The sequence below is a fragment of the Bacillus cereus group sp. MYBK227-1 genome (assembly GCF_051916325.1).
In the GTDB taxonomy this organism is placed as follows: domain Bacteria; phylum Bacillota; class Bacilli; order Bacillales; family Bacillaceae_G; genus Bacillus_A; species Bacillus_A cereus.
The window spans coordinates 188,249-213,864 of sequence record NZ_JBQAGK010000001.1 but is presented as its reverse complement, the minus strand read 5'-3'; the positions used below and the strand labels follow the sequence as shown (position 1 = coordinate 213,864).

Sequence of the window (25,616 nt, the reverse complement as noted above, 5' to 3'; positions counted from 1 at the left end):
ATTATGGCAAATAGAAGAATGAACCTCTCAGGAACAGGTAAAGAAACCCTTGACCTACTCTGTGAAGTACTTGAGATTGATCGACCACAGGGGGTAAAAATAGCGTTAGCAAAAGGTATTGCTAACGCTACAGAAAAAATAAATGATGACTTTAAAGACGGAAAAACCAAATGGACAATCCCAGATAATATAATTAAAGATAAAGAGTTTTTACTCTTTAAACATTTAATTATTAATGAAATGCAAGTTGCTTTAAATGAAGATGAAATCACACAAAGCATGCTTTTGTATATAGAATATGGGCTAAAGGTCATCAAACAAGAAATATACAATTTATCTTCATTAGAAGATTACCGTATTATTGTATTAAACTAAAAGTAAAAGGAACCACCAAAGTGGTTCCTTTTTATATTCTCTCATATAAAGATATAATATCAACCACCGTTACAGTTGGTTGAGACAATTCACCATTTACTTGTAACACAGGTCCATGTACAATACATTGACCTTTTTTCAATGTTGAAAGTCTATTCTCCCATTCTTTTTTCTCTGAAGAATCGTTAGATAGACTAGTAGCAATTGTAGAGATCTCTTGTTCTGGCGGCGCAAAATAAACCTTCTGTGAAGCATTTTGTAGCCTTGCTAATTCATCAGTAGCCAATTGAGATTTTAAAAATTGAGTTGCATACCATGCAGACCATCCAAATTTACGTCCTTCTTGTAAAATTCGTGCAGAAGGTGATTTTTCCGTATGATCAAGATTTTGTGCTTCATCCATTATGACAGGCATTGGATTATTTTTATTTCCAAACCTTACGGAATAATTCCAAAGATCCCATAAAACAAATTCTGTAATCATTAATTGAACGTCTCGAGGATATCCAGTCAACTGAATAATAAAAATCTCACCATTACTATCTACAACATCTTTCCAATTTATTGTATTTTCATGGCTAAATGGATTACGATCAATAAGCGGTCTTATTTGAGATAAAGCCGTCTTAGCATAGCTAGAACCATCTTCTTCTAAACATTCTCTAAGCTTTATTAGACTCATATCTTCCCCATACTTATCCAATCCATTAAGAGTACCTTCATAAATCGCATTTAATTGTTGCACACCTAATGTGCTATATACAGCAGCAAATACACTCTTAATTCTTTCAGCAACATCGGTATTAGATTCCGGAAGCGTAATGCCTCCAATATCCCTTTCATTCTTTTGAAACGGATTAATCGGAAGTTGCTCACTATATACAATCTTTTGTTTTAACTTTGTACCCATTGCTTGTACAAATTCATCTTCTAATTGATTTGGTAAAAATCCTTCTGTATAGTCAATAACAATACTTGGGATACCTTGCTTCGATTTTTCTAATAATAAGCATTGCATGAAATATGTCTTACCTTGTCCGGATTTACCTGAGATCAACAAATGTCTATTCGCCAATCCTTTATTACCATACTCCCAATAAATCTTTCTATTCGAGTTTTCTGCCTTCCCAATTAGAATTCGGGATTCTTCTAATTTTTGTGACTCTCTGTCTTTTGTTTCTTCAAGAACTTCTATTGTATTCTCGATTTTCTCTTTAGTAACCTCATTAGAATCGATAATTTCAGGCTTTGCTTCTACCTCTACATCAGCCTCTAATTCATTTTTTTCTGAGCTAGATGATGACGCACTTTCTACTTCGCTACAGGCACCTGTATATTTATGAGATAGTAATTCTTCCTTAATAAAATCGCCTTCTGTTTCTTGAATCCAATTCTTCATATCTTCCATTGGTTGTATAAGACCACTATATCCATCAAACTCTGGAAGGCTTAATAAGGTAATCCCTTCATCCAGTTTGGCACTTCTATGATAAGCGTCTCGCTGGAAGGATAAAATGGCTCCTTCACCAATAGATGATTCAATTCCGTTGGAAATTATAAATTGATCTTTCAACAGTTTTTCAACCACTTTATTCTTCAATTCATAATTTTTCTCTTCCCAGAATCTACTTTTTAATATTTTATTAGCATTAGAAATATAAAGTTGAGCAAAGAAATTACGATAGAAACGGCTAGCAAAAGAATTAGTTGTTAATGCATCATTGATTAATTTTTTCGTATGTTTAACCTGTTTTCTTGCCTTTTCTAATACATCGTTTTTATTAGCTCCGATTTTTACTTCAACAGGATAAAAATGCATCATTACATCACTCTCTACTTGTTCCAAACCTATCAACAGTAAATCATCACTATGAACACCTTTTACTCCTAAGTTTTTAGCTGTAAATATGCCATCTGCTTTCTTTAAATTAACAGCACCTGCAACTCTTAAAACTTCTTCTAGAGAAATTGGCACCCATAAAATGTCGCGATGTTCAAAATATGCTAAAGAGAATTTTATAGCAGAAATAATACTTAACTTCTCTCTAGAATAATGGCCCTTACTACCAATAACACGAAGTAACCATTCACCATTAAAAGTATTAAATGCTTTAATAGTGCTTTCTACATTTTCTTTTTTACTCTCTACTTGTTTTTCCTTTAAAAATTCTTCAATAACAAAATGATATTGTTGCGATTTGTCCGTTACAGTAATCGCATCATATCTACTTGAAGATGAATATTGATCACTATAATGAATAACAACTAGATTTTGCTCGTAATCATTAAAGAACTCCAGGTCAAAACTTGGGTCTACAAATGTTACCCAATAAGAAGATTTGAAAATTTCTTCTAGAGTTTCTTCATCAGCACTCGTTGTTCTAGAGAAAATCGCTTCACCTTTTCGATACGTATTATTTCCACCATTATGAAGGTTTGCGCATAATTCATTAAAATAATACGCTGTTTGTGTTAAAAGATTCTCTTCCTCTACAGCATATGCTTTAACACCGAAACCACTCTTATAGTTTTCATTACTCTTCATTGAAGGTACTGTAGTGTATAACCCATCAATTGCTAAACCTGATAACATTTCATCCATAGATTGTAATGCATACCGCTCTTGGGCTTGCATTTTATAGAAAGAAATATGAGCATACTTATATTCTTCGCCCATTTCTTTTTTATAATAAAATAGCTTTTCACGAATAAATCGCAATATATCCTGGGGTTCATACTGCTGTTTTGCGCCTAAATTAATATTAAATTTTGTTTGAAACTCCTCTACCGATTCGATTCTTGAGAAATTATCAAACGCACTGTCCTGACCTTCTTCTTTATAAAGCGTAACTTCAACAGCTTTTAAACCTTCAGGTCCTTTTGATCTAATTCTTTCAAGCATCCAATTTACGATACCTCTAAAAGTTTCATGATCGTTTTCAATATTGATTAAATTAATTTGCAACGGTGCCTTAGAGTACTCACTAAATAAATAACCAAAGTGTCCTTCAAACTGCTGAATTTTATCCTCAATTACTTTTGCTAAATATTGATTAGCATCCGATACTGATACTTGATTAACTGGTTTGAAGTCCATCCACTCTAATGCGATATTCTGATTATCTGGTCTGTACAATTGATCTCGTTCATTATAAATATATGGAACTAGTCCATCTGGTTTTAATCGCTGTAAAATACTATTATCTACTTCTTCATTTAAAAGTAAATTATTCAATTTTAATTGGAAAGCGACCATAACTGGATGGAATGGTGTAAATTCAATTACATTATTCCCCATAACTGTCCCTAACTTAAATAAATCTCGCCCGCGTTTGCCAGCCTCATGTCCTTCTTCAAAACTTTTTATCTCTTTTATAAAAGCATTCAAATATTCTTCTGCCCTTTTAACTAGCTCGTCACTGTAATAACATAAGCTTGGTATACCTTTTTTAATTTTAAAGTAAGTTAAAAATCTACTATAAGCTTCTCTTAGTTCATCGCTAATGGACACCTCTTCAGGGACCAATACATCAGACTCTACTACGGCACATCTAAGCCCATTTTCAATCCATTGATACTCCCACTCGAATAAGTTTTTATATTCCGGGCTTAAATAGAATTCTCTATTTCCAAAACGCAATCGATTATTTATCCATTCAAAATCTCTTTGTTGCTCACGCTTTAATTTCCAAATTCGCGCGCCATTGATTGGAGTAGATTCCGGCAACTCATTTTTCAATATAAATGGAATAATTGTTCCATTCTCCGTCAAGCGAATGTTAACTCTCATCTCTTCTTCATCATTATACGCTTCTGGTTGAGGGAAAATAGTAAGTTCATCATCTACGCTACACTCAATAGTTGCATTTTCCTCATAGACTTCCATTGATTTTTTGTTATAGCCTTGTCCAAATGAAAGCTCAGTATCTTCATGCTGAAGTTCAATCAGGCACTTATTAGGAGCTATCAAATATGTTGTTTTAAAAGCATCTAATACATATGGTTCAATTGGTAGTACAACAATAAATAGTTCTACACCTAAAGTTGATTTATCATCATGCTTATAAGACAACCTAACAAATGTAGGTTGATTACTCTCAGTTTTTATAACCGCACTAAGGTTTATTTTCCCTACCGATACTTCTACATTTTTCTTAAACTTCGTAGGTACTTTTACGTATTTGTTCGATAAACTTTTAACATTTCCACCTTGAATTGAAAATGCGGCATTTAAATGTACTTCTTCCTTACCTTCTGGATTAAATATAACTAAGTGTCTTTTTCTTTCTCCGGCTGCGGTTTCCTTTTGAGGTTTATCCCAAAAGTGCAATCCTTCTTTAACTGTCAACTCTTTTAAATTGATTGATGCCTTTTTATGAAGATCTAAATAATCTTGATGGAATCGATTAACATCGGCAAAGTTAATTTCTTGCCAATCTTCACGTTTTAATTTACTAGCTCCCTCAGGGGTGAATTTCTTTTCTAATTCTTCTGCTCCTAAACCGAAATCATGAATTTTCCTAACAAATTCATATAATTCTCTATTTGCAATTAAACGTTCTTTTTGCTTATTCCCTTTAAAAGTAGCTAATTCTTCATCTTTAAAAACTGCAAATTTTTGATAGTCTTTATCTTCTATCGTACCCTTTGCAAGAGTAGAAAAAATTTCTTCAAACTCAAAAAAAGTAACTTGTTGATGTGCCTGTTCTTGCTTAATCATCTCCATGTTTTCTATAAGGATAATTTGAGCAGTTTTATCTAACATACTGCTTTCAATTTCTTGTCTTAATCCCTTTACTATAGAATTAGGGTGTAACGGCATTCCATCCTTTTGAAGATCACTACTTCCACCTTGAATTGAATCCAACTGCTCTGAAACTATACTCAATAAAGCTGTATCTTTCCATACACCTTTTTGTTCACCAACTTGATTTCGTAAAGTAACTAAGAAATCTGGTTTAACATTTTCATTTGTATAGGCAATAACAAGTTGAACATTTTGTATTTCAACTGAAAATGTTTTATACGGTTCACCTAATTCATGTTTGTATACAAATTGCTTGACATTTTTCTGCTCTTGGAATGCTTCTACTAAATTCTCTACATCCTCTACTTTATCTAGCTGTAAATAAAATCTATCACCGGCTTTTATTGAACGATTTTTAAAATCCCCCAATAACAACTCACATATATAATTATAAAATTCGTTTGACATACTGTGCATCACCACTATCACTTTTTTTATCTAGAATATTATGAGAATCAAATAGCTCGATAATCATCTTTTTCGAATGACGATCAAAAGCTACTCCCCTTTTTGAAAATTCCTCAAACAAACGATTTAACGGCATTCTCTCTTCTTTTACGCATACAGCTGTTAAGAGTAACAGCATTTCATGACTCATATTAAAAACAGCCCCTATGCTGCCTCGATTTTTCAGAAAAACATCTGCCCCTAAATCTTCAATGTTCTCTCCAAACTTTTTACATGCATCTGTATTCATTCCCTCTTTTAGACAACTAAACAATGTTTTAAAAACCTCAGATATATCTTCTGGTGTATCTTTAGGTGTTACTCGCTTCGCCCAAAGCTCACTATATTTATTAATCCATTGTTTACCATCTGTTAAAAATTGCTCTGAAACATCCGATCCTTTTTCATTTATTAAATCTTTTAAGTATCTATAATTCATAAATTGAAAACTTTGCTTTTCATCTGCTTCTTCATCTTGAAGCTCGTTATAACTTAATTGAGACATCGTGTGTATATGCACAAATAAATTTGGTGCTTTATCTTTTATTCTTCTAAATCCTTCTAGGTCATCCGCAGCTTTTCTTCTCTTACTAATAGATTCCCATTCTAAAGCGAAATATAAAGGATTGGAATGCGTATAATCAGCTTCATCAAATTGTTCAAACTTCACAACTAATTGACAAACATACATAAAGCTATAAAAATGCGTCAGCAATGGGAAAGATTTCAAGAAGTAATCTTTATATTGGCTCAAAAATAGCAAGTCTTCCTGGTAGGAATTCGCTAAAAATCCCATTAAAGGTTGATATTGTTTGACCGGATCTTTAGCTGGAATATCTAATTTATTTAATATGAGTTCTGTTAATATATCTTCACTTTCCTTATTCTTAAATATAGAACTAATACTTACTTCATCATGAACTAGCGCATCTTTTATAAATTGCCCATATTTCGGTAAATCTTTCTTCTCTTTAGGTGTAGCCATATAGTTAAATAAATATGGATGGATAGGTTTAATTTTATTATCTTGACCAAATAAATATTGATTTAAAAATCGGTCTAAATCATATTCTGCTTCCTGCGTATACTCAATTTCTTCCATAATTTGATCCACAAAAGGGTTTCTAGAGGAAAACAAGTCCTCGTCTTCACTACTCTTCTTATCAACTAGGCGTAAACCACAAACATTTCGGACGTACTCACCTAAAACTTCATTAAAATTTCCACGTATTGATTTCGTTCTTTTTGTAACAAATGGTAAAATATCCATAACTTTACCAACATCATGCTTGTTATTCCCCAATAACTGTTCTAATTTATCTATTTTTAATAGTGTATCCATTAATCACTACTCCCTTTCAAACACAAACGCACCAAAATCATCTCGATTTAATTTATAGAAACGAGAATCATTAGGAAAATGTATCAATAACTCATTCTCTTTCTCTCCAAATTTCATGATTTTCTCTACAAACTCTGTAAATTTAATTGCATCTTCTTCATCTTTTTTATTTGGACAATATCCCTGACAAACTTTTACTAATAAATTGTATAGTTGATAATCAATATCCAATTCAATAATATTTTTTATATCTCCATCATGATATGCTAACACTAGCGATGATTTAAACGAGTCTAGTACATCATTTTGATTAAATTTCAAATGATCGATTGATGGCTTTAGATTAAGTTGTTGAGCTAATCTATACTTATCACTTGGCTTGTTAAGATAAATATATCCCTTTTTCGGACTCCCCTTCCATTTAAATAACGCCTCTTTTATTTCTTCATAAAAGACTTTAATTTCTTTTTTATTACCCGAATTGAAATCAAACAATTTGTTTACATATTTATGATACGTCTCATCCTCAATCTTCTGAGAGAAGTCTTCATTCGTTAAATATGTAATTCGAATAACAGTTTCTGAGAAACCAATGAATGATGGACCATCTACTTTCTCTTCACTAATAAAAGGATTTAACCACCCTCTACCTTGATCAGATGTTACACAATGATTTAATATAGTATCCCATTCATTTAAAGTACTTAAATCAATAATAATTTGATCGATGTATGGGGATCTTCTATGAACTGGGTCTAATTCATGTAAAGTCTTTAGGATAGGAGAACGCTCTTTCCGTTTAAACATAAGATTAGGAACCGCTTGCTCTAACACTTCAAATTCTGAGAGAACTTCAATTACTTCTAATTTATCTGGAATAATAATGTCAGCTACAAAATTTAATAATGCACGAGCAGATATAACTAATTTATATTTCACTAACGTTTGAATAATTAAATTAACAATTTGTTTTTGCACGTAAGGTTCCTGAATAAATTTATAATTCTCATGAACCATTGTTCGAATATTGTTTTTTGTATCCTCTTGATAAGCCAAATAAAAAGGATTTCCCTCTTCTTTATTAAATATTTTATTTAATAAAGTTAAAAAGAAAGTTGATTGTGGCCCTTTTTCTGTTAGTTCATACGAGTGATAGTCACCGAAACTAATTAGATCAAAATGATCTTCACTATAACAAGTAGTGATGCTTGAAGAAAATAGACCACTGCCATCAACAAATTTATTTAAAGCTTCGTATGTATATTCTTCATGGTTTAACGTTATAAAGTTGTGAAGAACTCCCATATTGATTGCTAAAATAACTTTTTTATTTGATTGTCCAATTGATTGGTCAGAGAAATCTTGAAGTATTTCTTCTAAAGTCTCCATCGCATTTTTGTTAGGAGAAAAACTTTCTGTAGCATCATTAAAAATTTGATATCCCTCTAATAATTCTGGTTTATTCTCTTTTAAATACGCTAATAAATGGGATTTCCCATCTCCAACACTACCACAAAGGAGAATTAAGCTAGAGGAATTAAGTTCCTTATTTTTCACCAAAATACGCTCTAAGTCAGTTTGAATCTTTCTCTCTACATGCATATATTTTTTAAATTGGCTGAATGCATTTGCGTTTTCAATAGCCTCTTGTGATGAATCTTGTAACCTTTTTAGCTCTCTTAATAAATAACTTTCTCCCTCAGGAAGGTCTTTACAAAGGATGCTCTCTTCCGCTAAGTCTTCAATAATAGGTTCTTCTTTTTTAACTTCATCCTGATTAGTAACACCAATTAATTGCATTACTTGTGCTTTCACCATTTCTTGTATATCTGCTTCATTGCTTTGTGCTGGTCTTGGATGCTCATATGCAGGTATTTTTAATTGTTCAGGTGAATATACTTCATATAACCAAACAGCAATATTATGCATGACTTTATGTAATTTAAAAGCTGCACTAATATCATTAAACGAGCCATCATGTGCTGCTTTATTCCCCGTAAAACGAACTGTATCAAAGTCCCTCTGTACCTCCGCTGTTATATAACCTTCTTTTGCAAGATAAGAAATTTTATCATATAGTGATGAAATATATGGCACCTTTATATCTTCTTGAGCGAATACCTCATTCAATATAGCCTCAGCAAATAACCTAGCCTTCACAATTGCACTTGCTGGGTCTTCATATATTAACTCTTCCATTTTTTTCGCATTAACCGCTGCAACTTGATTAATATGCTCTATAAAACTTAAAAAATATTTTTCTTCAGACATATTTACTATCCCTCACGCCATCTCATTAGTATTTTAATAATATTTTATCATATTCTTTTATAATTAATTAATAAACGTGTACGAATTACATAAAATATCCAAATATACAACCATAATCCCAGTTACTATATATATTTTATAAGAAATTTGTAAATATATATAAATATTAATATATATTTATAGTAACATTAAAACCGGTACTTATAACGTCACTTTTAATTTTAAGCCATACATCTCCAACAACTTCCTCCCCTCCTCAATAACCTCTTCCCTCAATTTCCTAGGCTCCAACACCCTAACAGAAGCACCCATCCCCAAAACCCACTTCTTAATCGACTCTTTCCCGCTCATCGTCGCCCGGAAAAAAATGCTACCATCATTATTATGTTCTATCTTTTGATTCTCTCCCCAAATGGATTCCGGTACAGATACTGCGAATGGTGGATAGATGAGTAACTCAACTTCAAGTGGCTCTTTCATAATGCCGAATTTCGGAAATTCTTCTCGAATATCAAAATCAGCGGGTATTTTATATGTATCATACAAAGTTTTAATATCTTTTATTCGCGATATTTTAAACATGCGTTTTTCTTTTTTATCATTACACAGGGCTAGGCAATAAAAGAATTCATTGTAGTGTACAAAACCGTACGGATCAATAATTCGTTCTGACCTTTCACCAAATCGTTTCTCATATTGAATTCTCACCTTGCGTCTTGTAAATAAAGCTTCTTGTAGTTGTACATATTTTTGATTTTCATTAGAAAACGTATAATTTGGCTTCGATCTTTGAACAAAATATATATGACGGTCTTTATTCGTTTCAACTTTCCGAACGGCATTCAATTTATCTAACGCTACTTGTGCGTCCTTTGCATAAATATCATTACCTTTTGAAACTAGTTTTTGAATTGAGAATGTTAACGCATCTAGCTCTTGTTGAGACATATTTTTAATAGGAAATAACGATGTATTCGAAAGAGAGTAACCGCCATCCCTTCCTTTCGTTGTCTCAATTTTAATACCTGCCATTTCAATATCATCACGATAAATGCGGACCATCCGTTCTTTTACTTCTAACAACTCTGCTAACTCACTAATCTTCATTTTCTCTCTTGCATGCAGGAGTTCAATCATATACAGACAATTGCTTAATTTACTCATATAATTCCTCGTTTCTATTCATCCATCCTCATCTAAGTATAAAAAATTAGAATCACCTTTTCATACTATATCTAAAATAGTTAAAACAATCGCCAAGTACATCTCACTGCACTTGGCAATTCTTTTTAAATATGAACTTCCTCTTTAGCGATATCTGTTAACATTTGAATAACATTTTGACAATCCGTATCATTAAATAGCTCGTTCATAGCCTGTATAACACTATCTTCATCTAACCAATTACTTATATTACTTGTATTTGTGTAAATTCTTGTATACGACGCTTCTGCCCTTTTGGCTGCTGCGCTTATTTTTCTCCCTTTACTTTCAAGCCTTTTTAATAGCGCTAATCTCTTTTGTGATTCTAGTGGTCCAATTTCTAGCGTCAGTTTCAATCTATTATCCTTCAAACGTTCAAACCACATAATTGCACAGTTATTTAACCACCAATTCCATTTCGGTGTTCCAAATTGTTCTTCTAGTTTGCGAAACTCCGACATAATAAATGATGGTAATCGGTGATGAATATTATAAAAGCATTCATGGAACTTTTGTTCATGGACGAATGATTCAAAAGCATTAGCTAACGTATTCGCGTCTGTTTGACTATCCTCTACCGCAACAATTTCAGAAGAAGAATCTTCTTCTCCGTATACAAGCCCCGCTATCGTATCGCCTATAGCTGCAACTACTTGATTAAAATCAGCATTGTTATACATATCATTCATCACACGGAGAATTTCATCTTGATCTGCCCAATCACTTATATTTTCATATCCAGCATAAATTCTTGTATACATGGATCCAGCTTCTTTTGATTTTTCTTTAATAGTAATTCCATTTTCCTCTAACTTGCATAATAACTTTAATCTCTGTTTGTATTCCAACGACCCAACTTCAACAATAAGCTTCATACGCCCATCTACTTTTCTTTCGAACCAAGTTATAAGAGCATTATTTAGCCACCATTCATGATTTGGAACTCCAACAATCTCATCAAGTTGTTTCCATTCTTCGAAAATGAAAGATGGAATGCGAATGTGTTCATGGTAACAATCTTCTGGTATTTGATTCTTTTCTACAAATTGTAAAAAAGCTTCTCTCATGACGCTATTTCCAGCTCCATGTATAAAGTGGAGCGTTTCAGCATACTTCTTATAAATTTTACGAAGATCTTCTTTTTCCTCAACACTCAATTTCTTTACAGCGCTTAACAACTCTTTATTAACAAACTTTCCAACTACTTTTCCGTTACCATTTAAACATAAAAAATCAACAGCGGCCTTATGGCTCTTATATACTGTTAATGCTAGTTCAATGTCTTCCTCATCACGAACTAGTTCCCCCTCTAATATATCAATATAGTAGGAAAGAAAATCTTTTATCGTACTAGACGTATAATCACTATAAATCTCCAATCGCCCTTTTAGAATATTTAATATATCCCCATAATCTAAAGTAAGATACGATTTATGACTTGGATCGCTACCATCTAAACTCAAAAAAATTGGAATGATCGTATACCCTTCATATTTCTCACTAACAAAATTTATGTAATTTTGTAATTGGCCATCCGATTCCAATGACTTATATTTATTTTCAATCAGAATAGCAACCTTTTGCGCTTCTGATATTGCCAAAATATCAATTCGTTTATTATTTTTCGTTTGTACTTCGCGAAACACTTCCAAATCTTGAAGAGACTGCTTATGTAATTTAATAAAATTATATTGTCCAATTAACTCCTCATTCTCCGCTTTTACAAACGTTCTAGAAAGGATCTTATTTACAAACATAGAACCTAAGTGATGGTTTTCCATAGGATCAAGTAGCCAAGCAATCATATTAGAATGTCTAATCTCAAACTTATCTACCTTCAATATTTTAAAAGGATTAAAACGATTAAACTTACTATGTAGCTTCTCAAACTCAATTGAATTATTTAACAATGATAAAATCTCAAAATTATAATCCATTCCACACACCGCCGTTTATAAATTTGTAAATCAATTCTCCTGAATAATCATTTTTATAAATTTTTATAAGTAAATTATAACTTATAATGTGGCATTATTTTATGTCACATATCCCATTTCTTACAAATAAACATGCATTAATTACTAAACTTAACCATCCCCCCATACCAACCACTACTCTCCTCCAAAAACCCCCTAGTCTCCCCACTCCCCTTATAAAAACTCTCCCAACCCCGCTCCCTCAAAATCCCCTTCCAACTATCACTCTCCACCATCTTCTTAATCACACCATCCCAATAAGCAACCTCTTCCTCCGTCATATCTTTCGGGCCCATAATTCCTTTCCAGTGCTGGAAGATGACGTTGATTCCTTGTTCTTTCCAGGTTGGGATTTCTGGTAGTCGGTCTAGTCGTTTTGGTGCGGATACGGCTAGTATTTTTATTTTGCCGGCTTTGTATTGTTTTTCGGCTTCGGATAGGGTCATGGTTGCGGCGCCTATTTGTTTGTTCGTTAGAGCATTTATGATTTTTTCTTTGTTTTCGTAGACGAAGAATTGTAGTTCGGCAGGGTTTATGCCGAATGCTTTGCTTACTTGTACGAAGGATAGGTGATCGTCGTTCCCTAGGCCGGGGGCAACGCCAATTTTGAAGTTTTTCTTGTTTTGTTTTAGTTGTTCCATTAGTTCGTTTGCGTTTTCTATGTTTGAGTCTTTTGAGACGACAACGACCTCCCAATCCGATGCGAGAGTTGCGAGCGACGTAAAGTCTTTATATGTTAGTTTACTGTGGCCTAGTAGGTTGTTCGTTATGAGTAAGCTTGAGTTAATCGCCAGTACGTGACCACCTTTTTGTTTCGTATATTTCCATCCGACATCACCGCTGCCGCCTACTTTGTTTGTGACAGTGATTGGTTTTGTGAAGATTTTTTCTTCTGTTAGTGTTTTTTGCATCGCCCGTGCTGTTAAGTCCCATCCTGCTCCTTGAACGTTTGGTGCAACGATTTCTAATTTGTCGATGTTCACTTTATTCGTATGGGATTTTTCCGAGGAACAACCAGCTATTACTCCTGTCATGATCCATATACATAGTAATAATCGTTTTTTCATAGTCCTCTTCCTATTCGGTACTTTCGTTCTGGTCGTCCGATAATGCCGTATGTGTACTCTACTGTGCATTCGCCGGTCGCTACTAAGTATTCTAAATATCTTCTTGCGGTTGTTCTGGAGGCCCCCATTTGTTCTCCCATTTCTTCTATTGTAATGCCCTCTTCGAATCCTTTTATAATGCCTTTCACTTTTTGCAGTGTTAACGGATCAACACCTGTCGGTAAGTTTTTTATGTCTTGTGTTTGCGAAGTCCCGAAGAAGTTATCGATGAGTGCTTGATTTATTTCATTGTTACTATGTAATAGTTGCTTCTTTCTTTTATAATCTTCAATTGTGCGAACAAATTTTTCTAACGTGACTGGTTTTATAAGGTAGTTACTTACGCCGTTTCGAATTGCTTTTTCTAACATATAGTTTTCATTCGCCGCTGTTACCATAATGACATCAACATTTGGAAAGTCAGCATGGATTTGTGGTAATAAATCTGTACCAATTCCATCTGGTAAGTAATTATCTAATAGAAGTAAATCGATTTCTTCCTTTTGTAGTAGTTCCATCGTTTCTTTCGCGTTCAATGCTTTTCCGATTACTATTACATCCTTTATTTTTAATAAAAACTCCTCTTGAATTTGCGCGACGCGGAAATCATCTTCTGCAATTGCAACCTTCAACATATGCCCATCCCCCTGTTTGTCATGTACTTTCTCTCAATGTTTTTTGGAAGGTAAATTGTAAAAATAGCTCCTCCATTTTTCTCGTTTTGAATTTCAATTGTTCCCCCTAGTAGATCTACCATTTCTTTCACGTTTGCTAGCCCGTAACCACGATCAGTTCCTTTCGTTGAAAATCCTTTTTGAAAAATGGTCGTTATTTTTTCTGCCGGTATCCCTATCCCGCTATCTATCACTTCAAATACAATATCGTGTCCAATATCCGTAACAAAGAAGGAAACTCTCTTTTCCTCTCGTTCATTCACCGCATCAAATGCATTATCAATTATGTTTCCAAGGATCGTAATAAGATGCGACACTTTTATATGGTCTGGTAACGGATGAAGCGCGCTATCTCCTTCAATATGAAAATCAATTTTCTTTTCAGACGCTGTTCCGAGTTTTCCTAATAAAATAGCTTGTACTTTCGCATCGTGAATTTGATGGAATAAAATATGATTTTGGCTTTGATGAATATTAGATTCTTGTTGGATAAATTCAATCGCTTCTTTGTAGTGCCCTAACTGAAGTAATCCTGATAAGACGAAAAGTTTATTTGTAAATTCATGTGTTTGAGCGCGTAAATCCTCAGAATACTTTCTTACCTCAGATATCGTATTCACTAAGTTTTGCAGTTCTGTTTTATCTCTAAAACTACATACACCCCCTACCGTACTGTTATTTTCAAGTATCGGTGTCATGTTTAAAATAAACACTTTATCTTGAAACGCGATTTCTTGATCGCTTTCTAACACTCGTTCCATATTAAATTCCGGTAAAACCTTTGAAATGTGCTGCTGCATATAATCATCATTTACATGTAGCATCTCTTCTGCCGACGTATTCATCATCGTAATAAACCCGTTTTGATCAATAGCGATAATTCCTTCTTTTATAGATAGTAATATTGCACTTCGTTCCCGGTATAGCGCTGCAATTTCATTCGGCTCTAAACCCAGTGTATCTTTCCGAATGCTACGTGCTAAAAGAATGCCACCAACAATTCCAGCTAGTAATACAGCTAAGGAAAAGAGGATAATTTCTTTCGTTCTGCTTAATATGTTAGATTCGATACCTTTTATTAAAAACTCTACTGTCACAACGCCTACTACTTGATCGTAGTCTCCGTTATGAACAATAATAGGTGCCTTCGCCATTAAAGCTGGACCACTTGTACCATTTCCTTCGAGTGTATAATAACCACCAAAAGTAAGTGCCTCATAGTTATACGGGTTGTTACTCTTTGTACCAATCAACTCCGAATTAGAATGTGAATACATAACCCCATAGCGATCTTCTACAATGACGTAATCTGCACCAGCTTGCTCACGAACTTGTTCCGCAATGGATTGAATCGTACTTTTATGCTCGTTATATTGAAAAGCCTCTTTTATCGCTGGCATAAAAGAAAGAGATTTAGCCGTTTGCAGTGCTAACTGTTCTACTTGGCGCTTCGTATCAACGGACTGAATGTAAACAAATATTCCGGCTAATAGGAGAACGACAAATAAAATTAACGCGATAATTAAGCTTACTATTTTCGTTTGTAATGACACTTTGCGTGATTTTTTCATGCTTCATATCCTTTGATAAAATATTCAAAACTATCAATCTCCTTTTTCTATTATTATGACAAAACTGAAAATGAAGCAACTATAAAAACTCTCCATGTACATAAAGTACAAAAAGAATAAAATTGTCATAATATTGAGATTTTATTTAAAGGACAGTACAATTCAACTACAATGAACACGCTTTCATAATTATCATTTTATTTATAAGCAAGAGGAGGAATTAGTATGGCTCAAGTAAAATCTAATCGAGTCGCCGGCAATATTTTCAAAGGTTCTGTCGGTAATTTAATTGAATGGTACGACTGGTACGTTTACTCTGCTTTCGCTGTTTATTTTTCAGCAGAGTTCTTTCCTAAAGGCGATCCAACGAGTCAGTTACTGAACACAGCAGCTATTTTCGCAGTTGGATTTTTAATGCGCCCTATCGGAAGTTTATTAATGGGACGCTATGCAGATCGGCACGGACGCCGGGCGGCATTAACCCTCTCCATTACGGTTATGGCCGGTGGTTCTTTAATTATTGCCTGTACACCGAGTTACGAAAGTATCGGTATTATGGCGCCAATTATTTTAGTTCTTGCCCGTTTACTACAAGGATTATCACTTGGTGGAGAGTACGGAACTTCCGCAACGTATTTATCTGAAATGGCTAGTAGTGGACGCCGTGGTTTTTATTCAAGTTTCCAATATGTAACGCTCGTTGCTGGACAAATGGTTGCGTTAGGCGTTCAAATTGTTCTTCAGCAATTACTAAGCGAACCAGATATGAAAGCTTGGGGATGGCGTATTCCATTCATTATTGGAGCGATGGGCGCAGTAGCTGTATTATGGCTTCGCCGCACGATGGATGAGTCGGAGCAGTTCTCAAACATAAAATCACAAAAACGTGAAAGCGCAGGAACCATTCGCGCTCTTATGAAACATCCGAAAGCAGTATTAACAGTAGTCGGCCTAACATTAGGAGGCACTGTTGCATTTTATACGTACACAACATATTTACAAAAGTTCATGGTAAACACAGTCGGCCTTCCGAAAGAAGTTGTAAGCTGGATTAACTTTGTCGCACTACTTATATTCGTCGTACTTCAGCCAATTGCAGGGCTATTATCCGATAAAATTGGACGCCGCCCACTATTAATGGCATTCGGTATTCTCGGAACATTACTAACAGCACCGATCTTCTTCTTCATGGAAAAAACGACAGAACCAATCGTAGCATTTTTACTCATGATGGTCGGCCTCATTATCGTTACTGGCTACACATCAATTAACGCAATTGTAAAAGCAGAACTCTTCCCAACTGAAATTCGCGCACTAGGCGTAGGTTTACCATATGCTCTAACAGTTGCGATATTCGGCGGAACTGCAGAGTTCATAGCTTTATGGCTAAAGAGCATCGGAATGGAATCACTATTCTACTTCTACGTAGCTGGATGTATCGCAATCAGCTTTATTACGTATTGGCGTATGGATGAGTCATCGAAGACTTCGCAGATTGAGGCGGAGCTTGGTGGTGGGGATAAATTAGTTAATAATAAGTCTAGTTAAAATTATGTATTCTAGTATCTTCGTTTATTTGAAAAAGCATAATTCACTAATATGCAATTTAAAAACCTCTACTTATATGTAGAGGTTTTTGTATGACGAAAAAACACGTAGTTCCATTGTTATTTTACAAACCCAGCTTCTATTCGATATAGTGACAGCACATAATTTGAAGTTTAAATAACGATGTCTTGATAACCAACTTCTACAACTTGCTCATTTTCAAATTTCACCCCGACACCGTCCTCTTCCCAGGTACAATTGAATATTAATCCAACTCTTCTAATTCCATCTTCAAAATCTGGTAATATAATTAACCCAACAGGTTCCACCAATTTTCCTAGTTCTTGAATGGTTGTTATAATCGGCGCTATTTTATCAGCAGATTCATCACCTACCATATCTCTATATTCCATATATTCTTCTTTATAATACTCGAATATCGCTTGTAAGTTTGTTTATATCAGTAATGAACTTCCTATATGCTTCTTCTTGAACTTTAGGAATTAAATCATCTTCTTCTCCATCAATAGTTAAAGAAACTATTTTTTCCTGCCCAAAAATAGTTATCTTTTGTTGTCCGCTCCAATATAAATCGTGAACAATTTCACCAAATAATTCATGGTTTATTTTTTTCATAATTTTATTCTCCTGAATTTTTTCTCGATAACCAATTACGCCCATATTCCCCGAATAAAAAAAATAAACTCATGTTAAACTTTTCTTATTCTTTAGAAACACAGCTATTACATTTCCATTCTTATCAATAACTACTCTCAAATTGTTAATACGCCTTCAATTAGCTGTAGCACCAATAGATTCTTTGAAGGTTTGTCCGTAATAAATAACATGATTATAAATTTTAAAAATAAATGTTATAGTCACCCAAAATAAAAAGCGTGAGCTATTGGACCCACGCTTAAGAAGCATTTTAGTTTAAATGTTTTTATAAAAGTTAATTTTTTAGTTATTATTTTTACACATTTTTTGTGTTTTTCCCCAGACCTCTATTAAATTTCTAAATTCATAAGAAGCAAATAAATGATTAAAAGATTGTAACCCCTACTATAAGAAATACTATTATTACTAAAGGAAGAATGATAATCATAAAGGATATTATTATTGTTAATAATGCTTTCCATGCTGAGAATTGGTGTGCTTCTCCTAAACATTTTAAGGAAATAATGATTGTCCAAATTGCAATAACTATATCAATTATGGCAAAAATAATAAACAAAATCGTTAAAGTTATGCTACTATCCATTTTCGGTGTCTCACTCGTAAAGTTTTCTATCCCAAACAAGAAAAATGAAGGCACCCAAACTAATATAAGAGAGTAAACGTAAGGGATATAAGAATAGGCAACTGCGTAACGTGTTTTTTCAAAGGTACCTTGTCCACCAAGTTTTTTTGCCACCCAATTAAATAACGCTGGTAGCAAAAAATAATAAATTAAGAAAGCAACGAAGGTACCGAATATAACCATTGAGATTATTGAAACTGGACTACTTATTGAATCCCCCATATTTTTAGAAGATGCTCGATCTAAAGTCTGTACGAATGAGCCTAGTAAAATGAGTAAAAACACATTCTTTGGTTTGGATATAAAAATTTCTTTCATTGTATCACGTGGTTTTGTCCAAATGGAGAACCAAGGATTAAGCGCACGTTTAAATTGATTTTCTGGAGTTTCCATATAAAAAACATTCCCCTTTCTTAAAACATATTAAATGTAAATTCCTAATTATCCCAGTTATGTACATAGAAATATTAAAGCATAAATAGTCGATTATTTAAATATAAATATTCAATTATTTAATTTCATCTGAAACTCAGGCGGAGTGCTTCTTAGCAATTACCTCTATATTGTCTTGCATTTTTAACTATGGGCTGAGTAGTTACTTTCATTTTTGAGTACCTCACATTCTTTAATACATTGGATAAACAGTTATAATCTTATCATCCTATTAAAGAAGGGTTATTTTTAACGCTTCCTCAAGCATTGTATTAAAATCATTATATGTGTTCATTACCGTACCTGATGGTTTATCAAGTTCTAAATAAGTACCGTCTGATAAGCTCTTACAAAACCACGCAATATTTGAATCGCCAAAGAAAAGATACTCTTTTTGAAATTCATTTTCATACCAAATCTTATTCGTGTCTATAAAGCCGCAAATATGTTCATCTTTTTTTGTTTCTAGTAAAGAAGAATCAACTCCGTAAAGTACCAGTCCATCAAAGTCTAAACCATTTACATTTTTAAGAAACTCTTCGTATTCCCTCGGTAAATCAACATTAAATTTCTCTTTTACATGTTCTCTTAATCTTTGAACTTCAGTATCCGTTGCGGGTGTATTCAGCTTATAATTAACACTTTTCAATATATCTCCAATTTCCAAAATCATATTTTTCCACATATAAATTTCACCATTGCTTCAGCTTGAATCAGTTCAAAAATTTCTTTTTCATTTCCCTCATAATTGTTTAACATTCTTAGAATTTTTAAATCCTTTACATCCATGTCACTAACTCCTATCAATTATTTTAGGACTTTCTTTTACATGTTTGCTTCTGAATCCCATACCTCAATAAATTCAAAACCTTTTAAATCACTTTCTAACACTGTATTTCTAAATTCATCTGATACAAAAACGGAAGGAATATGTAATATTTCATTTAAGTAAACTTTAAATATTGTTTGGTTCTTAACCATATTAGGTAAGAATGCGTATTTTTTGAAATCTATTACTAAGCCAGAACGTAGTTTCTTTAGTATAGCTTTCTCATAGTTAATAGCATCTAGTGCATTTAAAACGTTAATTATATAATACACTTCTCCCGTCACATCATGAATTAGGGGAAGAAATTCTACATTATCACCAAGTATAGACTCTAAAAATTTTTTAGCTTTCCCACTAACCATTGGCGTACCAACTTCTCCCCAAAAATGAGGCAAATCACTTTGATTTCCTTCTTCTACACATTTAATACGTATTTCTCCCCATGAATCAGATGCTTTTACTGCCGAGTCAATTTTCCCTTCAAAATACTTTTTAGAATCTTCTTCTAAGTTCAATAGTTGAAAGGATTCATAGTCATCAAATGAACTCTTTAATTCCCAAATTTTCATTTTTACTCTCCTTTGTTATTTTTCTATCCTTCCTTTATCTAAATGTAATTCTATATTCATGATGTTGCTTCTCTCTTTTCCATAGTCTTTACTGACTATAGGAGAACCGCGATTATATACTTAATATTCAATACAGACTCTTTAAAAGGTTTCCTGTGTTCTACCTCAACCTTCAAATAAAGAATATATGTATGATTAAAACTAATTATATTTTTTTACCTTTAAAGGAATAGATATAAAATACAAATCTATAGCATAAATAGTAATCAAAATACCTTTACCTTCATCAGCAAACTTTGATTGATGAAACTGTTCTGAAACTTTTCTTTTTCCCCATTTTTTAGGAAACCATTGAAATCCTGAAAACATATAATTAATCTACCTTTTCATTAAAATTTTGCTAGTTTATTTCTTAACTCTAGCTCTTCAACTGTTTCAAAACCTTAAAAAAATAAACTATCGATTTAATTATGATTAAAAAATACATTGTATTCTTTAGATGCCTTTTTCAATCCAAAAACTATTTTTCTTTTTTCCATGATATTCGAAATTCCCCACCATGTTCTTCCGTTTTAATTTTAACCTTATATGTATCATCCTTAGGCACTTTAATATTTTTTTCGCCTTCGCCACTATTAAACTCTAGTATTGTATTATCATTTGAATCCACAACATAAGCAATTATAGTTCCTTGTTTAGTTTTATCATCAAAAGAAAAAATCCAATTCTCACCTTTTTTAACTTTCCTATCTTGAGTTGCAGATCCAGTAAATTTTCTATAATCTCCAGATATACTACCTGATACACTATCTGAAGAACCATGAACTTTACCACCCACAATAGTTCCCTCTCTTGTAAAACAACCACTAAGAATTACTAAACACAAAACAAATAAAATTGTATTTTCAAAAATTTTCACTATCATTACCCCTTCTACTCCCAATAAAATTTTCACCATTAAACTTATAAAAATAACTATAATAAAAAATTATATCCAATAAGATATATATATTTTATTATAGTTATAAATTCCAAATTATTATTTCAAATCTTCACACAACTTAATTTCATCCTCATTTATGTAACCAGTAAAAATAACTTCTGATATGTATTCATGGTTTAAAAACATATTATATTCAGTTAAAACATTTCCAATAGGATAATAACAAGCCACATAATCCCAAGTTTCCTTAGTTTTTGAAGTTTCCTGTTTTCTACCATATATCATCAAAGGTTGCTCCCACGTTTTAAATTACTCCAGTCTTATATTAATCCCGTTTTTTTGTAAATTTATCATAAAATTTCTCTTGCGCCCACCGTCCGAATTTTAAAAAACATATTAAACCTGCTCCCAAAAGAATGAGAACGATAGTTCCTAACAATTTTTCCCACAAATTGTTAGATGGAGTAATCATTAATCCTATAATAGATACAGATATTACGACATAAACTAAAATATATAATGGTTTATACGATGGAGTTTTCATATCATTTTTCCTCCTCAGCTTTTTCAAATTTTAAACTACTTCCCACAGTAAAACCCTCTAAAGCAAGAACCGTTATACCAGTTTCTTTTCCAAAGCTACCTTTCAAACCTATTGCGCCTAATCCCAAATCACCTTTAATTTTTAGGTCTTTACCTCCAATAATTGGCAAATATTCTGAAAAATGTAGCATACTTACTTCTACTTCATACTTAAGTGTAGAAGCTTCCGATGCTGCCTTTAAGGAGTAATCGTCAATACCCGCTATAACTTCTCCTGAAAAATTTTTTTGAGTAACTGTAACCTCTCTATCTTTTAATTGTATGATACCTAAAGGTGTCATTAAAGAAATTGTGGATTTAAATTTATATGAGTTATCTCAAATACCTGCTGCCCCTTTTACGCCAATAACTTTACTAACAAATACATCTTCTTTTAAACTCTTCCAATCATAGGGTATATTCACATCCAATTTCCCAGCTATAGCCTTTGTTGAAAGCTCATCACCATTAGAGAAGCTGCTCTTTTTTTCCATTTAAAAGCCTATACGTATTTTCCCTCCATCTTCTATATGCTTCCGTAAATAATAATACTTATGGAGTTCTATAATCATATAAAACAAACCAAACGAAAACACTGTGCATGCACACATAAATACAATCGCACCCATCTGTTGTGTTGCAATGCTAAGAATTATATTAGCAATTAACTGCCCCAATCCCGCTGCAATAGCTGCTACTTTTACACCACCAGTTCCTTTCGATGATTTTGATTTTTTTCTTGGTTCCTGAAGTTTTTCAATATGATTTTTATAAAAATGATACAAAGCAAAACTATACAAACCAAATGAAAGAATACAATAGATAGGAGTTTGTAATTGTAACACTTCATAAGCATATTTTTGAGTTATAACTAATAATCCGACTGAACATATGGTGCCATATACTCCTCGAAATAGAGTGTATTGTAATTGTCGTTTCCGAGGATTGATAGCAATCCATATCGCCCACAAATTTAAAAAAACAACTGGAGGAGTTACTATATATACATAGAGTAATCGAAAAGGATTCGCAAACGCAGGCAAAAGAACAAACACGTCTGCCCCCAAAAGGACAAGAACAATTACGTGGACTCTTATTTCATTTACAGGATAAAGAGCCATATAATGTGCAAAAGCTTTCTTATTAAAATCTATACTTTTTTTCATGTTAATTAAACCACCCTGCTATTGTTCCGATCATTAAAAGTTTCATAGCTATTTATTCTCCTTTTTTCTAAATTTATCCATAATATTATAAGCAACTATATTCCATAGTAAAGAAAGTACGGTAACAAAAAGTACAGCTAAAGAAAAATAAATCCTATCCTTCCATGTATCATGTACAATCATGCCCAGTATAATCATTATTAACGCACCAACACATATAACTATTTTTGAAAATTTTTGCATTCTATTATCTCGCTTCCTTCTCAAACTTAAATGAAACTCCTGCGGAATCTATAACCATACCCACCTATTATAATCTCACCTTTGACACTTCTATCATAATCATCTAATACAGGTATATAATCAGGTATCTTAATTTTAGTAATTTCCGCTTCATATGTTTGCAATACTATCAACGTTTCAAATGTCCTTTATAAATTCCTGACTTAACCCCAAAACATTAAAATATGAATATTATAAAAATTAACTATCTACTTCCCATCAAAATTACGGTAATCCTATTAAGCCTGGGGTTACTCCTTCTACCTTTGCCCATTCAAACGAGCACTCAACTAACATTTGATTCTTACACTTAATTTTTAATAAACCTTCTTCTTCTATCGTATTTATTTCAAAATAATCAATTATATTTTCTGTCCCTAAACCTTTTATTGTTAAATTATGAATAGTAAAGAAAGATATCTCTACATAAATTACATCCCACTTATTCCATCGTTTTGGCTTGTTTTCAACATTTTCCTTTGTCATCAATTGAATAACTAAAGTAGGACCATCTCTTTTAAGACGCACATCTAATAACTCTGATTCTTCAAACTTTGGTATTTTCCCAAAAATACTAATTAACGCTTGTGGATTTAAAAATTTAAATTGATCAATCATTTTTATACTCCCTATTTTTTATTTCTCTTATCAAAATAATAATGATCCTCCATACCATCTACCTGTCCTGTTCGTGTATTGTATTCAGGTCTTATATTATGATGCGGTGGCTGATCTCCAATTCCACCTTCTCCAAACTTATGACCCTCTGAATGATCTTGAATTATAATTTTTTGACCTTTTACTTCATATGTTAATTCTCGAGTCATAATAGGCTGTTTATTATCATTTAATATCCTTTTACCATTACTATCTGTTAATGGTACCATTTTTTGACTAATCGGGTGTTGAAATCTAGGTATATTTAATTGTCTTTTAATTTCTTTTAAACTAGCTCCCCTAGATTCATGAGAATTTTCCCCCTCAATCTTCTTAACTTGGGGATAATATTAAAAAGACTTATGCGTAATTTACATAAGTCTTACTTTTGTTACTCATAATTAATTATTCGTCCTCGTCTTCAAACTCATATAAGCTATCAAGTAATTCTGCAAAAGATGAACAAACAGGATAGATGGATTCTTCCATTTCTTCTTCCTCATGGTCCCAAAATACGACTGTTGGTGACTGAGGATTATTTCGGTAATCAAAGCATAGAAGGTTACCAAACGGGTCTCTAGCAAAAGGATATACTTTATCTACCAATCTATCTTTTATACTATTATATGTTTGCAGCATAGAAATTTTTCTCTCAGAGTCTAAGGTTAAAAGGTTATTAAGTGAATCTTCATCCTGATTAGGAATATTGAATGTATCTGGAGTAGGATAGCCACCATCATATTTCTTTACACACTCAATAAAATCATTAGGAAATTTAATACCAAAGTACTCTTCTAATTGTTCAATTTGTTCATCTGTAACTTTTTTCTCACTTACATTAATCCATGTAATGTTGTTCATAATTATAAAACTCCCTATTTATCACTATCTTTTCCCCCATCTTCTATATGCTTCCTTAAATAATAGTACCTATGGAGTTCCATAATGAAATGAAACAAAATAAACGAAAACATGGAGTATACACACATTAATACAATTGCTACCATCTTTTGTGTTGCAAAACCAAGACTGATATTAGCAATGAGTTGACCCAATCCTACAAAAGCCACTACTCCAAAACCAGAGTTTTTTTTCGATGATTTTATTTTTTGATTGATTCCTGAAGTTTTTTAATATGATTTTTATAATAATAATTCATAGCAAAAATATACAAACCAACCGAAAAAATAAAATAGATAGGGGTTTGTAATCCTAACATTCCATATGCAAACTTTTGGGTTATAACTAATAATCCTACTGAACATACCATGCCAAATACCCCACGAAATAGAGTGTATTGTAATTGCTGTTTCCTAGGATTTATAACAATCTATATCGCCCACAATTTACACTTAAATACATTGGTATCAATAAAGAAGAAAAGGATAATATCCTTGATACATTTCTCCTTTAATTTCTTTAAAATATATATCAACCTATTAAAAAGCAAATATTAGTCTTCTTTTTTAATTAAAATATTAAAAGCAAAAAAACTTTAATACAAATTCAAATCCATAAATAAAATTTAATTATTTT

Annotated in this window: 22 protein-coding genes and 4 pseudogenes; 3 read left to right on the top strand and 23 right to left on the bottom strand. The window is 32.7% G+C overall.

Translation table 11 applies throughout. The annotated features are described in order from the left end of the window. Positions 1-3: 3 nt before the first annotated feature. Complete coding sequence (locus ACTFRM_RS01235) at positions 4-375, top strand: hypothetical protein (protein ID WP_000013618.1); 372 nt, start codon at positions 4-6, stop codon at positions 373-375. A 31-nt stretch (positions 376-406) separates the two neighbouring features. On the opposite strand, the gene dptH is transcribed toward ACTFRM_RS01235, so the two are convergent. The 8 genes from dptH to ACTFRM_RS01195 all read right to left on the bottom strand — a co-directional run bounded on the left by dptH (position 407) and on the right by ACTFRM_RS01195 (position 15,772). Then, positions 407-5,590 carry a DNA phosphorothioation-dependent restriction protein DptH gene (dptH, locus tag ACTFRM_RS01230; protein ID WP_000064060.1) on the bottom strand — a complete coding sequence of 1,728 codons (5,184 nt, stop codon included), beginning with the start codon at positions 5,588-5,590 and terminating at the stop codon, positions 407-409. Further along, positions 5,571-6,971: a DNA phosphorothioation-dependent restriction protein DptG gene (dptG, locus tag ACTFRM_RS01225; RefSeq protein WP_000380284.1), complete on the bottom strand. Its 1,401-nt coding sequence runs from the start codon at positions 6,969-6,971 to the stop codon at positions 5,571-5,573. The genes dptH and dptG overlap by 20 nt, the downstream gene beginning before the upstream one ends. 6 nt (positions 6,972-6,977) lie before the next feature. Then, the gene (gene dptF / locus ACTFRM_RS01220) at positions 6,978-9,242 is read right to left on the bottom strand and encodes a DNA phosphorothioation-dependent restriction protein DptF (RefSeq protein WP_001288172.1); all 2,265 of its coding nucleotides are present in this window, start codon (positions 9,240-9,242) and stop codon (positions 6,978-6,980) included. A 201-nt stretch (positions 9,243-9,443) separates the two neighbouring features. Further along, positions 9,444-10,406 (bottom strand): helix-turn-helix transcriptional regulator, encoded by a 963-nt coding sequence (locus ACTFRM_RS01215; RefSeq protein WP_000041040.1) that lies wholly within the window; start codon positions 10,404-10,406, stop codon positions 9,444-9,446. Between the two features lie 125 nt (positions 10,407-10,531). Then, complete coding sequence (locus ACTFRM_RS01210; protein WP_000386142.1) at positions 10,532-12,382, bottom strand: PD-(D/E)XK nuclease family protein; 1,851 nt, start codon at positions 12,380-12,382, stop codon at positions 10,532-10,534. A gap of 137 nt (positions 12,383-12,519) precedes the next feature. Further along, positions 12,520-13,488 carry a tripartite tricarboxylate transporter substrate binding protein gene (locus ACTFRM_RS01205; RefSeq protein WP_000746626.1) on the bottom strand — a complete coding sequence of 323 codons (969 nt, stop codon included), beginning with the start codon at positions 13,486-13,488 and terminating at the stop codon, positions 12,520-12,522. After that, positions 13,485-14,162, bottom strand: a complete 678-nt coding sequence (locus ACTFRM_RS01200; RefSeq protein WP_000921498.1) for a response regulator — start codon at positions 14,160-14,162, stop codon at positions 13,485-13,487. Before ACTFRM_RS01200 ends, ACTFRM_RS01205 begins: the two co-directional genes overlap by 4 nt. Further along, entirely contained in the window at positions 14,156-15,772 is a 1,617-nt protein-coding gene (locus tag ACTFRM_RS01195) for an ATP-binding protein (protein ID WP_000749641.1), read from the bottom strand. The genes ACTFRM_RS01200 and ACTFRM_RS01195 overlap by 7 nt, the downstream gene beginning before the upstream one ends. 225 nt (positions 15,773-15,997) lie before the next feature. Between ACTFRM_RS01195 and ACTFRM_RS01190 the strand changes: the two genes are divergently transcribed. Continuing rightward, the gene (locus tag ACTFRM_RS01190) at positions 15,998-17,320 is read left to right on the top strand and encodes an MFS transporter (RefSeq protein ID WP_000079860.1); all 1,323 of its coding nucleotides are present in this window, start codon (positions 15,998-16,000) and stop codon (positions 17,318-17,320) included. Positions 17,321-17,493: 173 nt separating this feature from the next. Here the strand turns inward: ACTFRM_RS01190 and ACTFRM_RS01185 are convergent. The 15 genes and pseudogenes from ACTFRM_RS01185 to ACTFRM_RS01115 form a co-directional block, all read right to left on the bottom strand. Further along, positions 17,494-17,956 (bottom strand): annotated as a pseudogene (locus ACTFRM_RS01185) (DUF6985 domain-containing protein). A 406-nt stretch (positions 17,957-18,362) separates the two neighbouring features. Next, on the bottom strand, positions 18,363-19,013 hold the full coding sequence (locus tag ACTFRM_RS01180) for a Yip1 family protein (RefSeq protein ID WP_000449723.1): 651 nt from the start codon (positions 19,011-19,013) through the stop codon (positions 18,363-18,365). Positions 19,014-19,284: 271 nt separating this feature from the next. Continuing rightward, entirely contained in the window at positions 19,285-19,737 is a 453-nt protein-coding gene (locus ACTFRM_RS01175) for a YrhA family protein (RefSeq protein WP_065211936.1), read from the bottom strand. Positions 19,738-19,877: 140 nt separating this feature from the next. Beyond that, complete coding sequence (locus tag ACTFRM_RS01170; protein ID WP_000707085.1) at positions 19,878-20,450, bottom strand: imm11 family protein; 573 nt, start codon at positions 20,448-20,450, stop codon at positions 19,878-19,880. Positions 20,451-20,651: 201 nt separating this feature from the next. Continuing rightward, complete coding sequence (locus tag ACTFRM_RS01165) at positions 20,652-20,819, bottom strand: hypothetical protein (RefSeq protein ID WP_000490950.1); 168 nt, start codon at positions 20,817-20,819, stop codon at positions 20,652-20,654. Between the two features lie 151 nt (positions 20,820-20,970). Continuing rightward, the gene (locus tag ACTFRM_RS01160) at positions 20,971-21,408 is read right to left on the bottom strand and encodes a hypothetical protein (protein ID WP_013141783.1); all 438 of its coding nucleotides are present in this window, start codon (positions 21,406-21,408) and stop codon (positions 20,971-20,973) included. 81 nt (positions 21,409-21,489) lie between these two features. Then, positions 21,490-21,702: pseudogene (locus ACTFRM_RS01155) on the bottom strand (DUF4176 domain-containing protein); the annotation flags it as partial. Positions 21,703-21,718: 16 nt separating this feature from the next. Then, positions 21,719-21,937 (bottom strand): hypothetical protein, encoded by a 219-nt coding sequence (locus ACTFRM_RS01150; protein ID WP_000856860.1) that lies wholly within the window; start codon positions 21,935-21,937, stop codon positions 21,719-21,721. Between the two features lies 1 nt (position 21,938). Next, complete coding sequence (locus ACTFRM_RS01145) at positions 21,939-22,277, bottom strand: hypothetical protein (RefSeq protein WP_173600736.1); 339 nt, start codon at positions 22,275-22,277, stop codon at positions 21,939-21,941. Positions 22,278-22,313: 36 nt separating this feature from the next. Continuing rightward, positions 22,314-22,469, bottom strand: coding sequence for a hypothetical protein (locus tag ACTFRM_RS01140; RefSeq protein WP_000412691.1), 156 nt, complete (start codon positions 22,467-22,469; stop codon positions 22,314-22,316). Further along, positions 22,470-23,141 carry a hypothetical protein gene (locus ACTFRM_RS01135; RefSeq protein ID WP_088338447.1) on the bottom strand — a complete coding sequence of 224 codons (672 nt, stop codon included), beginning with the start codon at positions 23,139-23,141 and terminating at the stop codon, positions 22,470-22,472. It abuts the gene before it with no gap. Positions 23,142-23,648: 507 nt separating this feature from the next. Then, positions 23,649-24,041: an immunity 50 family protein gene (locus ACTFRM_RS01130; protein WP_000566919.1), complete on the bottom strand. Its 393-nt coding sequence runs from the start codon at positions 24,039-24,041 to the stop codon at positions 23,649-23,651. Positions 24,042-24,052: 11 nt separating this feature from the next. Further along, positions 24,053-24,250 (bottom strand): HNH/endonuclease VII fold putative polymorphic toxin, encoded by a 198-nt coding sequence (locus tag ACTFRM_RS01125; RefSeq protein WP_000196398.1) that lies wholly within the window; start codon positions 24,248-24,250, stop codon positions 24,053-24,055. 235 nt (positions 24,251-24,485) lie between these two features. Further along, positions 24,486-24,941, bottom strand: coding sequence for an SMI1/KNR4 family protein (locus tag ACTFRM_RS01120; RefSeq protein ID WP_001060032.1), 456 nt, complete (start codon positions 24,939-24,941; stop codon positions 24,486-24,488). Positions 24,942-24,955: 14 nt separating this feature from the next. After that, a pseudogene (locus ACTFRM_RS01115) lies at positions 24,956-25,428 on the bottom strand (hypothetical protein); the annotation flags it as partial. On the opposite strand from ACTFRM_RS01115, the pseudogene ACTFRM_RS01110 reads away from it, so the two are divergent. Next, a pseudogene (locus ACTFRM_RS01110) lies at positions 25,420-25,494 on the top strand (integrase); the annotation flags it as partial. The pseudogenes ACTFRM_RS01115 and ACTFRM_RS01110 overlap by 9 nt on opposite strands. Positions 25,495-25,616 lie beyond the last annotated feature (122 nt).